This window comes from Neobacillus niacini, assembly GCF_031457145.1.
GTDB lineage: Bacteria > Bacillota > Bacilli > Bacillales > Cytobacillaceae > Neobacillus > Neobacillus niacini_J.
Window position 1 is genome coordinate 149,305 of sequence record NZ_JAVDVZ010000003.1, and the last position, 14,416, is coordinate 163,720.

At 38.1% G+C, this 14,416-nt stretch carries 12 protein-coding genes; all 12 read left to right on the plus strand.

Features of this window, described 5'->3' with window-relative positions; all coding sequences use genetic code 11:
• The first annotated feature begins 12 nt into the window (after positions 1–12).
• The 12 genes from J2Y03_RS09740 (at position 13) to J2Y03_RS09795 (ending at position 14,375) form a co-directional block, all read left to right on the plus strand.
• On the plus strand, positions 13–783 hold the full coding sequence (locus J2Y03_RS09740; RefSeq protein ID WP_310193367.1) for an SDR family oxidoreductase: 771 nt from the start codon (positions 13–15) through the stop codon (positions 781–783).
• 73 nt (positions 784–856) lie between these two features.
• Entirely contained in the window at positions 857–1,657 is an 801-nt protein-coding gene (gene larE / locus J2Y03_RS09745; protein ID WP_132095811.1) for an ATP-dependent sacrificial sulfur transferase LarE, read from the plus strand.
• Between the two features lie 83 nt (positions 1,658–1,740).
• Positions 1,741–3,213 (plus strand): gluconokinase, encoded by a 1,473-nt coding sequence (locus J2Y03_RS09750; protein WP_310193370.1) that lies wholly within the window; start codon positions 1,741–1,743, stop codon positions 3,211–3,213.
• A gap of 384 nt (positions 3,214–3,597) precedes the next feature.
• Positions 3,598–4,368, plus strand: coding sequence for a nickel pincer cofactor biosynthesis protein LarB (gene larB, locus J2Y03_RS09755; RefSeq protein WP_310193372.1), 771 nt, complete (start codon positions 3,598–3,600; stop codon positions 4,366–4,368).
• Entirely contained in the window at positions 4,349–5,242 is an 894-nt protein-coding gene (gene larC, locus J2Y03_RS09760) for a nickel pincer cofactor biosynthesis protein LarC (RefSeq protein ID WP_310193375.1), read from the plus strand. The genes larB and larC overlap by 20 nt, the downstream gene beginning before the upstream one ends.
• Positions 5,243–5,431: 189 nt before the next feature.
• Entirely contained in the window at positions 5,432–5,896 is a 465-nt protein-coding gene (gene larC2, locus J2Y03_RS09765; protein ID WP_132095819.1) for a nickel pincer cofactor biosynthesis protein LarC2, read from the plus strand.
• 322 nt (positions 5,897–6,218) lie between these two features.
• A complete protein-coding gene (locus tag J2Y03_RS09770) occupies positions 6,219–6,716 on the plus strand; it encodes a TRAP transporter small permease (RefSeq protein ID WP_310193381.1) in 498 nt (165 codons plus the stop codon).
• A 1-nt stretch (position 6,717) separates the two neighbouring features.
• Positions 6,718–8,013: a TRAP transporter large permease gene (locus J2Y03_RS09775; RefSeq protein ID WP_310193384.1), complete on the plus strand. Its 1,296-nt coding sequence runs from the start codon at positions 6,718–6,720 to the stop codon at positions 8,011–8,013.
• 52 nt (positions 8,014–8,065) lie between these two features.
• Entirely contained in the window at positions 8,066–9,091 is a 1,026-nt protein-coding gene (locus tag J2Y03_RS09780; protein WP_310193386.1) for a TRAP transporter substrate-binding protein, read from the plus strand.
• Positions 9,092–9,193: 102 nt separating this feature from the next.
• The gene (locus tag J2Y03_RS09785) at positions 9,194–11,023 is read left to right on the plus strand and encodes a sensor histidine kinase (RefSeq protein ID WP_310193389.1); all 1,830 of its coding nucleotides are present in this window, start codon (positions 9,194–9,196) and stop codon (positions 11,021–11,023) included.
• Entirely contained in the window at positions 11,020–11,790 is a 771-nt protein-coding gene (locus J2Y03_RS09790; RefSeq protein ID WP_310193390.1) for a response regulator transcription factor, read from the plus strand. Before J2Y03_RS09785 ends, J2Y03_RS09790 begins: the two co-directional genes overlap by 4 nt.
• Positions 11,791–12,095: 305 nt before the next feature.
• Entirely contained in the window at positions 12,096–14,375 is a 2,280-nt protein-coding gene (locus J2Y03_RS09795) for a glycoside hydrolase family 3 protein (RefSeq protein WP_310193393.1), read from the plus strand.
• Positions 14,376–14,416 lie beyond the last annotated feature (41 nt).

Below are 14,416 nucleotides of genomic sequence, written 5' to 3' on the forward strand. Positions count from 1 at the left end.
GGAGAGTTGAACATGACAAATTTATTTGATTTAGCGGGAAAAACAGCAGTAGCAGTTGGTGGAAATGGAGTATTGGGCTCGGCGATGGCAAAAGGCTTGGCTGCGCATGGTGCGAAGGTAGCGATTGTTGGCCGTAACTTGGAAACAGCAGAAGCAGTCGTTAAGGAAATTAAAGACAATGGCGGAGAAGCCAAAGCATTTCAAGCGGATGTTAGTTCTAAAGATTCCTTGCTTCAAGCAGCCAGTGAAATTGAACAATGGTCTGGCGGCTGGGATATCCTTTTAAATGCACCTGGTACCAACAGTGCCACACCGTTTTTTGAACTTGGCATGGATGAATACGATAAAATCATGGATATTAACTTGAAGGGCATTATATTAACTTGTCAAATTTTCGCAAAGAAAATGATTGAACAAGATAGAAAAGGCAGTATCATTAATATTTCGTCTGTATCATCTACTACACCTCTTTCAAGAGTATTTACGTATTCAGTATCAAAAGCAGGGCTAAACAGTGTAACACAATTTTTATCGCGTGAATTTGCTCCTAATGGAATTCGGGTAAATGCAATTATCCCTGGATTCTTCCCAGCAGAACAAAATCGAAAAATTTTAGATAAAGAGCGTATTGAATCCATTATGAAACATACTCCTATGAATCGCTTTGGGGAAGCGGAGGAGCTTCAAGGTGCAACTGTATGGCTCGCGTCAGATAAGGCTTCCAGCTTTGTAACCGGTGCTCTTATTCGTGTAGACGGCGGTTTTGGAAGTATGACGATTTAATTCTTGGACATATGACTGATGTCCATTTAATATGTTTAATAGTGGATAAGAGAGTGTAGGGGAGATGAGACACTTGCTAACAGAGAAATACAATAAATTACAGTCTATACTCCGTGACATGGAATCAGTCGTTGTAGCATTCTCAGGTGGTGTGGATAGTACTTTTTTGCTGAAGGCAGCTGTGGACACATTAGGTACGGAACGTGTTCTGGCAGTCACAGCAGATTCGGAAACGTATCCTTCTAGCGAGCTGGAAGAGGCGAGGGTTTTAGCTGAAAAAATCGGCGTTAAGCACCAAGTGATTGAAACATCTGAATTAGCGATTCCTGGTTATGCAGAGAATAACAAAAACCGATGTTACTTTTGTAAAAGCAGCTTATTCGATCATTTACTTCCTGTACTGGAAGAAAAGGGATTCCAAAATGTGATTTATGGAGTCATTGCCGATGATATGAATGAACATCGTCCCGGGATGCAGGCGGCTAAGGAGAAGGGAATCCGAGGTCCGCTTCTAGAGGCCAACTTGTTTAAACAGGAAATACGAGAGCTTTCTCAGAAGTTTGATCTGCCAACATGGGATAAACCCTCCTTTGCTTGCTTATCTTCAAGGATTGCTTACGGGGAGTATATTACAAAGGAAAAGCTGACAAAGGTTGAAAGAGCTGAAAGCTTTTTGAAAAGTCTTCGTATTCGCCAAGTCCGAGTTCGAACACATGATGAAATTGCTAGAATTGAGGTAGAACCGAACGATATGAAGACGGTTCTTGAAAATCATGATTCGATTGTTAGAGAACTTCAAGAGTATGGATATAAATACATTACCTTGGATTTACTTGGTTATCAGAGTGGCAGTATGAACAAAGTTTTATCTTAAAATTAAAGAAAAAGGCTTTGGAAATTTCCAAAGCCTTTTCTACTAATAAAATGACAACAGGATAGTGGAAAAGGAAGATGATTATGTCAAGAGAGTTTGTAATGGGACTAGATTTTGGTACCACTAGCGTGAAAGCATGCATATTTGACATTAATGGCAAATTAATATCAGAATTCGAGAAAATGAACAGTTTTCATTATCCAGAGCAAGGATGGTCTGAGCAAGATCCAGTTGAAATAGAACGATCTGCTGTAATGGCTATCAAAGGGGCAATGGAAAAGGCTAGAATTGACAAGGATGAACTGATTACTGTGGGATTTTCGGCTGCCATGCACTCACTCATATGTGTGAATGAAGAAGGCAGTCCGATTTCCCCTGCTCTGATTTGGGCAGATGGAAGAAGTTATCCTCAGGCAGAAGATGTGAAAAAAACGATAGGCAGCCGCATTTATGCAAAAACAGGAACACCTATTCATCCGATGACACCCTTTAATAAATTGTTATGGATGAAAGAAACAGACTATCAGCCTTATAAAGAAGCAGCCTATTTTATATCCATTAAAGAGTATGTAATCCAGTGCTGGTTTGGGCAAAGGGTCATTGATTACTCAATGGCGTCGGCTACAGGATTATTCAATCCTGCTACACTTGATTGGGAGCCTGAGGTATTAGAAATGACCGGGATATCCAAGGAACAGCTATCTGAAATTGTTCCCCCTACGAAAGTGTTGTCTGGGCTTAAAAGAGAAATTGCTGACGAAATGGGAATTAATCAAGAAATGCCGTTTGTTATGGGTGCAGCAGACGGTCAGTTGGCAAACCTAGGAATTGGCGCCATTCTACCTGGAGAAGTAGCTGTTTCTGTTGGTACAAGTGGAGCAATCAGACAATTCAACAAAGGAGTAAAAATTGATGAAAATCAAGAAACATTTTGTTACTCCTTTACAGCGGATACCTCTATTGTTGGTGGGCCGACAAACAATGGCGGGATTGTCCTACAATGGTTAAAAGATCTGCTTCATGACCAAAGAAGTTTTACCGATTTCCTTGCTGACGCAGAGAAGGTTGCTCCTGGTGCAGATGGAATTTTATTCCTCCCTTACTTAAATGGGGAAAGAGCACCAATCTGGAATCAGCAGGCAAAAGGTAATTTTTATGGAGTTTCGATTACTCACAAGAAAGAACATTTTATTCGTGCAGTCCTCGAAGGTATCACCTTTAATCTCTATCAAATCGGTAAAGCGTTGGAAAGGTTAGCAGGTGAGCCCCAAAAAATCTACGTTAACGGTGGATTGGCAAGGTCTCCACTTTGGCTGCAAATGATGGCCGACATCTTTGAAGCGGAAATTTATGTTCCCGAAAGCCATCATAGTGCTGCATGGGGAGCAGCTTGGACCGCTTTAGTCGGAATTGGTAAGGTAGATTCTTTTGAAGAAATCAAAAAGAATATCCCGATGGGGGATGCCGTGTTACCAAATAAAGAAAACAGTAAAGTATATAAAGCAATTTATGAAAACTATGAAAAGCTTGCTAAGGATATGGTGAAGTTTTTCTAAAAAGGATTGCGGCTGGGTTGTCGGAAAAGGGTTTTGAGGACAAATCTAGTTAGGCTGGACTGGAGATTAGTCCTCAATAAAGGGTCTTGAGGACAAATCTAGTTTCGCGGAACTGGAGATTAGTCCTCAATAAGGGGTCTTGAGGACAAATCTAGTTAGTAAAGACTGGAGATTAGTCCTCAATAAAGGGTCTTGAGGACAAAACTAGTTTTACGGGAATAGGATTAGTCCTCAATCAGCGGTCTTGAGGACAAAACTCATCGAGGAACCAAGAGATTTGTCCTTCATCAACGCAGTAACAGTCAAATCTCATCAAGGAACCGAAATAATTGTCCTTCATCAAGGCAATTAAAGGAATCACACTAGACATAAGGGGGGAATCATGTGCTTGAAGATATTTTAAGACAAGTTCAAAAAGGAACCCTCAGTATTGCTGAAGCAAAAGATCAATTAGCGACATTTGAAAATTTGGGGTTTGCAAAGGTTGACCATCACCGGAAGAAACGCCAGGGCTTTCCGGAAGTTGTCTATGGTGAAGGGAAAACAGCTGAACAAATCATATCGATTATTCAAGCATTAAGGGCAAGAAATAATCAGGTCATGGTTACAAGAATTTCCAAAGAAAAGGCTGCAACTGTTCAACTTGAATGTCCTGAATTTATCTATCATGACGTTGCCCAGATACTATTTTGGAAAAAACAAGAAGATACCAAAGTTAACTCTAATGGATATATAGCTATAATCGCTGCAGGAACCTCGGATTTAAGGGTAGCAGAAGAAGCAGCAGTTACCGCAGAAATATTAGGAAGTAATGTCCATCGTATTTATGATGTAGGTGTGGCTGGAATTCATCGTCTTTTAAATCATGCTGAAGAAATTCAAAATGCGACGGTTTCTGTGGTGGTAGCTGGGATGGAAGGGGCACTTCCAAGTGTTGTGGGCGGACTCGTTTCACATCCAGTTATCGCAGTTCCGACCAGTGTCGGTTATGGGGCAAATTTTAACGGGTTATCTGCCTTGCTTACGATGCTGAATTCATGCGCTTCTGGAATTAGTGTTGTCAATATTGATAATGGTTTTGGCGGCGGGTATAACGCGGTATTAATTCATCAACTTGCAATAAAAGGGGAAAGAAATGAAGACACTTTATTTTGATTGTTTTTCAGGAGTAAGTGGGGATATGGTTATAGGCGCTCTCATTGACGCAGGTGCCGACCCAGTAAAATTGGTAGAGGAATTAAAGAAACTACATATTGAAGATGAATATGAATTGATTTGGAAAAAAATTGTAAAGAACGGGATAACAAGTACAAAGTTTGATGTGGTCTTATTAAATCAAGATCATCAGCATAGCCATCATGACCATGAGCATGAGCACATCCATACCCATGACCACAATCATGACCATGGACACACCCATGACCATGAACATGAACACATCCATACCCATGACCACGATCATGACCATGGACACACCCATACCCATGACCACAATCATGACCATGGACACCACCAGCATGATCACCGCTCTTATAAAGATATTGTAAAGTTAATTGACGAGGCTGATTTTTCACAACAAGTAAAAGATACTGCCTTGAAGATTTTCAAGAAAATTGGTGAAGCAGAAGGGCTGATTCATGGAGTTCCATTGGAGCAGGTTCATTTCCATGAAGTGGGTGCGGTAGATTCAATCATTGATATAATCGGCACAGCAATCCTAATTAATCAATTAGAAATATCAGTAATTAAATCATCACCAATTCCTGTTGGAACGGGGAAAATTCGGATTGATCATGGTCTCTATCCAGTACCGGCCCCTGCAACACTGGAGATTTTAAAAGGTGTTCCGATTGAACATTCGGAAGTTAGATTTGAGCTTACGACGCCAACGGGCGCTGCGATTGTTGCGGTCCTCGCTGAGGAATTTTGCTCAATACCTTCCATGAAAGTTAGTTCAATTGGCTATGGAGCAGGAACGAAAACTTTTAAAGACCATCCTAATGTTGTAAGAGTCATAATCGGTGAATAAGCCTTCCTGAATACCGCCATCTACAAGACTAGGGCGGTATTTTTGTAAGCATAGACCCGTTATAGTGACCCCAAACTTCTCGGAAACAAGTTTACGGTAACTATAGACTCGTTATAGTGACCCAAATCCTTCTAAAACAAGGCTTGCGGTCATATAGAGATACAAAAAATGTGAGAGGAGCTGACCGGAATGAATTCTCACCCTCCTAATCATGAACACATAGATGATCAGATGATGAAAATGGAAGTGAATCTGGATAATATTCCTGGTGAGTGGCTTGGTTATGTAATGGACTTACTTTTCGATGCGGGTGCCAATGATGTCTTTTATACCCCCATCTATATGAAGAAAAACAGACCAGGAATCTTGCTGCAGTTACTTTGCTCACTTGAGAATGTAGCGAAAATGAAGGAAATACTTTTTAGGGAAACAACCACGCTGGGTGTGCGTTACTATCCTTTAACCGTACACAGGTTAGAAAGAGTATACAAAAAAACTGACACAGAGTGGGGACCTGTAACCGTAAAAGAAGGAATACTAAATGGACAAGTTGTACAGCGGGCACCTGAGTATGAGGAATGTAAGAGCCTGGCACAGCTCCATGATATCCCTTTAAAAAAGGTTTATGAACAGGTTTGGAAGGCTCTAGATTAAAAAGGTTCTTAAGAACATAATTAAACAAGGCTGTCCAAAATCCAGGCGCCCTTGTTTAATTATGTTCTTTATTTTAAATATTTCTACCCTATATTGACTACAAAGAACATGAATGCTACACTGGGTCTTAAAAATTAGTTTATTAAACAAACAAAAAAACAAGTTATCCTTGATTTTGCACTTTCAAATTAATGAAAAGGCTTTCTAAAAATCACAACCCTAAAAAAAACACAAATTCTTCTAAAAAAACAACATTTTAAAACATCCTTCATAAACGTAAAATGTTAATAAAGTAAACGTTTTCAACTAAGGGGGGAGTCACTTGGATTTTATCAAAAAGTTTTTTAAAGCTATCGATTCTATTTTCGAAAAATTCACATTAGTAGCTTTAGTATCGCTAATTTTAATTGTCACCACACAGGTTATGACGAGGAAATTATTTAACTTTGTTTTCTTTTGGTCGGAAGAAATTACCCTTTTGCTACTAGCATGGTTTGCCTTTATGTCCATTGCAATCGGCTTTAGGGAATATATTCATTTAGGAATTGACTCGTTAACAAACCTATTTCCAAAATCTTTTAATAAAGTCTTAGATAAAATCATTAGTGCTACTATTTTTGCATTTGGTTTTTATCTGGTCGTCCAGGGTTGGGAATTTACATTGTTGACGATGGAATCAACACTTCCGGCAACAAAACTTCCTAGTAGTATCACGTATGTGGCGATGCCGATTACAGGAATTATGATATGTGGTTACTCGCTTCTGCAATTCTTCAATATTAATACAACCAGACATGATGGTGTGGAGGAGGGAATGTAAAATGGATACGAACACAATCGGAATTATTATCTTAGTCTCAAGCTTTGTTATTCTAGTGCTGCTTCGTTTTCCGATTGCTCTTACGCTTGTGGTATCGTCCTTGCTAACAGTAATCTATATGAAAATCCCACTTCCTGTTATTGGCCAGCAAATGATTCAAGGAGTTAACTCCTTTTCCTTGCTCGCTATTCCATTCTTTATCCTAACAGGACAAATTATGAGTGAAGGTGGACTTGCGCTAAGGATAGTGAATTTTGCCAGTTTACTAGTAGGAAGAATACGCGGTGGTCTTGCAATGGTAAATAGTGTTGCCGCACTGTTTTTTGGAAACATCTCTGGGTCAGCTGTGGCGGATGTTTCATCAGTAGGATCTGTCATGATTCCGATGATGAAAAAGAAAGGATACGAAGCAGATTATGCAGTTGGGGTTACAATTGCCTCAGCTATCCAAGGTGTAGTAGTACCACCAAGTCATAACTTGGTCCTTTACTCTTTAGCAGCTGGGGGCGTATCAATCGCCAGTCTATTTATGGCAGGTGTTGTGCCTGGATTCATTATGTTAGTTGCTCTTATGATTACAAGCTATATTATTGCTAGAAAACGTGGATACGGTAAAGCAGATCCGGTACCAAAATCTCAATATCTCAGCATTATCTTACATGGCTTTTTATCCTTGAGTCCCGCCGTCATCATACTTGGCGGAATCATGAGTGGTTGGTTTACAGCTACAGAGTCAGGAGCATTAGCTTGCTTATACTCTTTTATTCTAGCATTCGTTATCTATCGAGAAGCACCACTTTCAAGTATGTGGAAAATACTTACTAGGACAATGAGAACCGTTTCAATGGTATTTTTCTTAATAGCAGCGTCCGCTTCTTTTGGCTGGATTCTTGCCTATTTGCAAATACCTGCTGCTGTAACAGAACTGTTTTTAAGTATTTCTGATAATCCACTTATCATTTTATTGATTATCAATATTTTATTACTGCTCCTTGGTGCGCCAATGGACATGGCACCAATGATTTTAATCATGACACCGATTCTCCTTCCAGTTGTAACCAGCTTTGGAATGGATCCTGTCCATTTTGGAATCGTATTAATCTTAAACGCAGGTATTGGCTTATTGACACCACCAGTTGGAACCGTTTTATTTGTCGGAGCGGCGATTGGAAAGGTCTCAATCCAGCAAGCTACGAAAGCGATGATGCCATTTTTCTATGCTTTACTTGTTGTTCTGTTAATTATCACCTATATCCCAGAGGTTGTTCTGTGGCTTCCGAATATGTTAGTCAAATAGTCTAGGATTAGGTGAAGATTATATAAAAAATAATAAAAAAGGGGTGTTGATTTTGTTTAAGAAAAAGGTTACAGGTATTTTAGCTGCCACATTGTTAATGGGTACATTCCTTGCAGCTTGCAGCGGGAAAGAAGAAACAACTAAGACTGGTGGAACGAAAGAAGAGGAAAAACCATCTTATACGTTCCGTTTAGCTGACAACCAGCCAGCAGATTATCCGACTGTCTTGGGTGACAAAAAGTTCGCGGAGTTAGTAGAGGAAAGAACCGATGGACGTATTAAAATTGAAGTTTACCCTTCTGCACAGTTAGGCGATGAAAAATCAGTTCTTGAACAAGTTCAACTTGGGGCGATTGAGTTTACACGAATCAATTCCAGCCCGCTTGCCGAGTTCAATAATCAATTTACTCCACTAGGACTTCCATATGTATTTGAGAGTGAAGATCATCTTTGGAACTTCTTAAATGGAGAAATGGGAACGAAATTATTAGATGGACTTGAGCAATCTAAGATGAAGGGATTAGCTTATTACGATTCTGGATCACGTAGTTTTTATTCCACTAAAGAACTTAAGGGTGTAGAAGATTTAAAAGGACAAAAGATTCGTGTTCAACAAAGTAAAATCAATATTGATTTCATGGCTGCCTTAGGTGCTAGCGCTACTCCAATGCCTTATGGAGAAGTATTCAGTGCCCTTCAAACAGGAATCATTGATGGAGCAGAAAATAATCTGCCAAGTTTAGATTCATCTAACCATTTTCAAGAAGCTAAGAACTTGATTCTTGATCATCACCAACGTATCCCTGAAGTTCTCTTAATTAGTAAAGTTGCTTGGGATAAGATTGACGCAGAAGACCAAAAGCTCATTAAACAAGCTGCTTTAGATTCTGTTGAAACACAAAGAGCTGAGTGGGATAAATACGAAGAGAAATCTACAAAGAAATTAAAAGACGCGGGTGTTACATTTACCGAAGTTAAAGATCTTAAGCCTTGGACAAATGCTGTAAAGCCTATGGTTGATGAATATACAAAAGAGTACAAAGAAGTTATGGATGCGATTGAGAAAGCTCGCCCATAAACTTTTATTACAAAAATGCCTAGCTGGTTATTTTCACCATTTACCAGCTGGGTGTTTTCTGTTTTTATTATAGGTAAGAATTAGAAATAAGGAAGTGGAAGAATGCAAAGTCGATGGAAGAAATTAGATGAGTTTTTTGAACGATATATTCTCTTGAAAAATCAATCTCTAATGACGAAGCTTTGCATTTTTTCTAGCTTTCTCGTTATTTTTCCTGTCCTTTCAGTGGCAATCATTTCATATGCACGCTCCTCCGTTGAATTGGAAAACGAGCTCCGACAATATAGCGGACAAATTATAGATCAGGTAGAATCACATGTTGAATATTATTTACAGGAATTTGAGATTACTAGCTTAAAAATTATCAACTCTCCAGATGTATCAAGCCTTTTAAAAAATGAAAAGAGTGTTAATGTAGTGGAGGGAGCACGGAACACGTTAAAAGATGCTGCGTATTCTCGTGCAGATATATCCAATATCACAGTTTTAGTGGATGACGATATTGTCATTGATACCCTTGGGGTAAGGAATTTCTATCCCTCTCCCAATATAAAACAAGAATATTGGTATTCATCCGTTCCTTTAAACGGAATGACTATGTTAGTAACTAGAACTCTAAAACTAAAAAATAAAGAGCAGCCGGTCATTTCTCTTGTAAGGAGATTATACAATCCTGATACTCTCCTCCCTGTCGGAATGCTCATTATAGATATTAATTTTAGAAGAATTGAGGAAATTTCAAACAAAGTCACGATTAGTAGAAACGGATATTTTTTTATATTAGATGCAAACGGGCATTATGTATATCATCCTGATTATTCAAAACTTGGCACTAAGATAGAATATAACCAGCTTACAAAGCTTAAAACGAATGAAAACAGTACACAAATTTTAGAAAATGAGCGCAAGGACTTTGTCACCTATACGTATTCCCCGAATATAGGCTGGAGCTTTTTTACCGCAGTACCTTATAAAGATATAACGGGGGGAATTATTCAAATCGGAAGAACAATCATCTTGACTATCCTGATCTCATTGATTATTGCCTATACAATTGGCTTCTTCTTTGCAACAAGTATCATTCGGCCTATCCGGCGCCTAAAGCGATTTATGAAGGAAGTTGAAATCGGAAATCTCAGTGGTAGGGTACTGGTCGAGTCAAACGATGAAATTGGACAGTTATCAGCTGGTTTTAATAATACAGTTGAGAAACTCTCTAATTTACTTGAAGAAGTATATATTTCTAAATTAAGAGAAACAGAAATGTCACTTAAACAAAAAGAGATTGAAATTAAGATGCTTCAGTCCCAAATGAATCCACATTTTTTATACAATTCCTTAGAAACCATCAGAGGGATGGCGTTAGAAGAAAATCAGGAGAATATTGCAATTATGTCTTTTTCCCTTGCGAAGCTTCTCCGCTATAATCTTAAAAATGATTCTTCCACTGTTAGCTTGGGAGAAGAAATTAAGTTTTGTCAAACGTATCTGCAGATTCAAAAATTTCGCTTCGAGGAACGATTTGAGTATGAAATAGATATTCCAGAATGGGCCATACAGCAACAGGTTGTTAAATTTTCACTTCAACCCTTAGTTGAAAATTGCTTTGTTCATGCCTATGGTCAATTTAGTCAAAAATTCAGGATTACCATTTCAGTTGTTCTAGATTCTGAATCTTCTTTTACCATTCGAATTGAAGATACAGGTACTGGAATACCAAACCATATTTTAGATGAACTTACAAGAAAAATTGAACAGAAAACAACAAACTCTGATGGGAAACATATCGGAATCTTAAATGTCCAGCAAAGGATTCATCACGTGTTTGGTTCAGAGTTTGGACTAACAATTAGGAGTCAATTGGGAGCAGGAACAGTGGTAGAGATGCATCTGCCAATAAAGGAAAATAGTGATGTAGGTGAGATGAAATGAAAAAAATCTTGTTAGTTGACGATGAGAGATGGGTACGTACTGCTCTTAAGTGGACAATAAATAAATTGAATCTTCCCCTGCAGGTTGCCCATGAATGTCAAAATGGATTAGAAGCCTTGGATTGGATTAAAGTGAATGAGGTAGACCTAGTGCTAACGGATATCCGAATGCCTATTATGGACGGTCTTGTCTTAGTGAAAGAACTTAGTAAATTAAATGGATCCTATGATGTTATTGTCATCTCAGTTCATGATGAGTTTCAGTTTGTTCAGCAAGCAATCCGGAGTGGTGTCACAGATTATCTCCTTAAACCGATTGAAGAAACGGAATTAAAAGCCTGTCTAGAAAAATGGTTAAATGAAAAAGGCAATGAAGAAAAAGCGATTAAAAACACTTTTTCTGAGAAGGAAAATCTTCCTTTATCAACAATTGAGAGAGTCATTGAATATATCAAGAAAACACCTCTTGATCAAATTACATTAAAAGAAGCAGCAGAGAGTATTCATATAAATCCCAGTTATCTGAGCCAGCTGTTTAAACAACAGCTTAATAAAAAGTTTGTTGATTATGTAACGGAATTAAGAATCGAAGAGAGTAAGCGTTTATTGCAAAATACAACCTTAAGAATGTCTGAAATTGCCGAAAGAGTGGGATATTCTGATTTAGCTTATTTCAGTAATAACTTTAAGAGAATAGTAGGAAGTTCTCCATCAGAGTTCCGGAATATCAAAAGCAAAACCAGCGCTGGTAAATTAAATAAAAGATAAGGGTGAATCAGAAATTTATATTTCTGATTTTTTTTACAAGTAGGAAGAAAGTCGTGGGTATTATTGACTAAATATTCCATATATTAAAAAATTACAAAAAAACCTAAAAAAACTCGCTATTTGTAAACCTATCCCGAATTATAGAATTAGATATGGAAGCGCTTTCCATTAAAAAGAGTAACTGGTTGTTTAGAAAACTCTTTTTAAAAGAATTTCTTTAGGAGGGGATAGAATAGTAGTTTTGAAACGTATTGAAGACTGATTAATTACCAAAATTTCAATTTAAAAAAGGGGAGGAAGAAAAAATGGCTTCATTATCAAAACAAATAAAAAAATCTTCAAAACTAAGAAAGAAACTTCTTGCAACCGCACTTACTCTATCATTAGTTGCTCCAGTTATTGGACCACAGGCAATTTTTGCACAGGATGACCAAGGATATACAGGTGAGGAAGGAGAAGCTACTCCTTATTCTGGACGAGGTGCAATTACAACTTTTAAAATTGCAAAAGCTGAAGGCCAGCCAGAAATTGAAGTAGCAACTCAAGATCGAATTCTTGAAATTGACGGCAAATATTTTAGAGATGCCAATGGCAATAAAAGATTAGATGGATATGAAGACTGGACAAAGCCAGTTTCAACACGTGTTGCAGATTTGATTAGTAAAATGTCCCTTGAGCAAAAAGCTGGATTGATGTACATAAATACTCACACTCCAGAAGCAGATCCATCAGATGGGAAATTTGTAACCCCTAATAACAGTAAAATTGTTACTGATAAAAAATTGCGCCACGTTATTTACCGTCTATCTCAAAACTTAGGCGATGTTGCCAATTATACTAACCAAATGCAGCAATTAGCAGAGGGTCTAGAATTAGGTATTCCGGTTGTGATCACTTCCAATCCAAGAAATTCTGCTTCAACAGATTATACCAATATTACCAATGCTAAAGACCAACATACCTTCTGGCCAGGAACTTTAGGTTTAGCAGCAGCCAGGGATGTGGAAGCTGTTGCTGAATTTGCCGATATTGCTCGTCAGGAATGGAGAGCGGCTGGTATTCGAAAAGTTTATGGATATATGGCTGACGTTGCAACAGATCCACTTTGGGCACGGATTGAGGAGACATTCGGCGAAGATCCAAAATTGGTTGGAGACATGAATTATGAAATCATTAGAGGGTTCCAAACTGAAAAACTTGGCAATGACAGTGTGGCCATCACAGTTAAACACTTCCCTGGCGGTGGAGCTCGTGATGATGGACAAGATCCTCACTTTGCAAACGGAAGCTTTAACATTTATCCTACTGAAGGAAGTTTGGAGAAGTATCATATTCCTCCTTTCCAAAGAGCAATCGAAGCGGGTGTAGCATCCGTAATGCCTTATTACGCATATCCAAGTAATGATAGTGCTGATCAAGGTTTAGAACCATATAGTGAAACTAAGCAATTTGAAGAAGTTGGTATGACTCTAAATAAAGGAATCATAGATTACTTACGAGAAGGTCTTGGTTTCAAAGGATACATTAACTCTGACTCAGGTGCAGTTGCGGGCAGTGCATGGGGTTATCTAGTAGATGAAAATGGAAATCCAATTCCAAATGTACAAAAAGTGGCCAAAGCATTAAATGCAGGAACCAATATTATTTCAGGTGGGTCAACACCAGAGTTAGTAATTCAGGCTGTTAACGAAGGTTTAACAGATGTATCAAAAGTTAACGAATCCATTACTTATACCCTATCAGAAATGATGACATTAGGTCTGTTTGAAGACCCATATGTAAATCCTTCAGAGGCCATCGCTGCGGCAAACAATCAAGAAAATAGAGCATTAGCTTATGAAGCACACCAAAAGTCAGTCGTTCTAATGCGTAATGATAAAATCGAAGATGGTAAAAAACTATTACCATTAACGAATGGAAAGTTAAAAGATGTTAAACTATATGTTGAAGGATTTATTGGAGTTGCTCCAGGAAGAAATAATCCAAATCCTCAAAAAACTATTAATGAAGAATCAGCAAAACAAACTGCTGCATTTAATGCAGACTTAAAGAAAATGCTCAAAGAAAAATTCCCTAACATTACGTTAGTAGATAGTGTTGATCAAGCAACTCATGCATATTTATATATTAAACCAACTCAATCTAACTGGGATAATGACCCACGTATTGATGTTAATGAAACAACAGGTATTCTTGAATTAGATCGAATCATTGAAATTCAAAAAGCTGTTCCAACAATTACTGCGGTAAACTTTACTAACCAATGGTTAATTAACGAACTTGAGCCAAATGCTGCTGCATTAATTGGTACTTTTGGTACACAACAAGAGGCAGTATTTGATGTAATCACAGGTAAATTCAAACCTGCAGGAAAACTTCCATTCGCTATTCCAGCTAGTGCGGAAGCAGTAGAAAAAGAAGTTGGGGATGTTCCAAGCTTTGCGCCTGAAGAATATGCAGATTTCGAATATGTAAATAAAAATGGTGACAAATACGAATACGGATTTGGTCTTTCTTACAGCGATGGCAACAACGGTAAAGCTGTTGGTAAACCTGACCATGCAGGCGAAAAAGGGAAAAAATAGTTCACTAGCTTTATTATAGCTATAGATTGAAACAAAAAGAG

Excerpts from the sequence above, each read along its gene's own strand:
- J2Y03_RS09740 (WP_310193367.1), top strand. The coding sequence starts at position 13 with ATGACAAATTTATTTGATTTAGCGGGAAAAACAGCAGTAGCAGTTGGT.
- J2Y03_RS09750 (WP_310193370.1), top strand. The coding sequence starts at position 1,741 with ATGTCAAGAGAGTTTGTAATGGGACTAGATTTTGGTACCACTAGCGTG.
- larC (WP_310193375.1), top strand. The coding sequence starts at position 4,349 with ATGAAGACACTTTATTTTGATTGTTTTTCAGGAGTAAGTGGGGATATG.
- larC2 (WP_132095819.1), top strand. The coding sequence starts at position 5,432 with ATGAATTCTCACCCTCCTAATCATGAACACATAGATGATCAGATGATG.
- J2Y03_RS09775 (WP_310193384.1), top strand. The coding sequence starts at position 6,718 with ATGGATACGAACACAATCGGAATTATTATCTTAGTCTCAAGCTTTGTT.
- J2Y03_RS09785 (WP_310193389.1), top strand. The coding sequence starts at position 9,194 with ATGCAAAGTCGATGGAAGAAATTAGATGAGTTTTTTGAACGATATATT.
- J2Y03_RS09790 (WP_310193390.1), top strand. The coding sequence starts at position 11,020 with ATGAAAAAAATCTTGTTAGTTGACGATGAGAGATGGGTACGTACTGCT.
- J2Y03_RS09795 (WP_310193393.1), top strand. The coding sequence starts at position 12,096 with ATGGCTTCATTATCAAAACAAATAAAAAAATCTTCAAAACTAAGAAAG.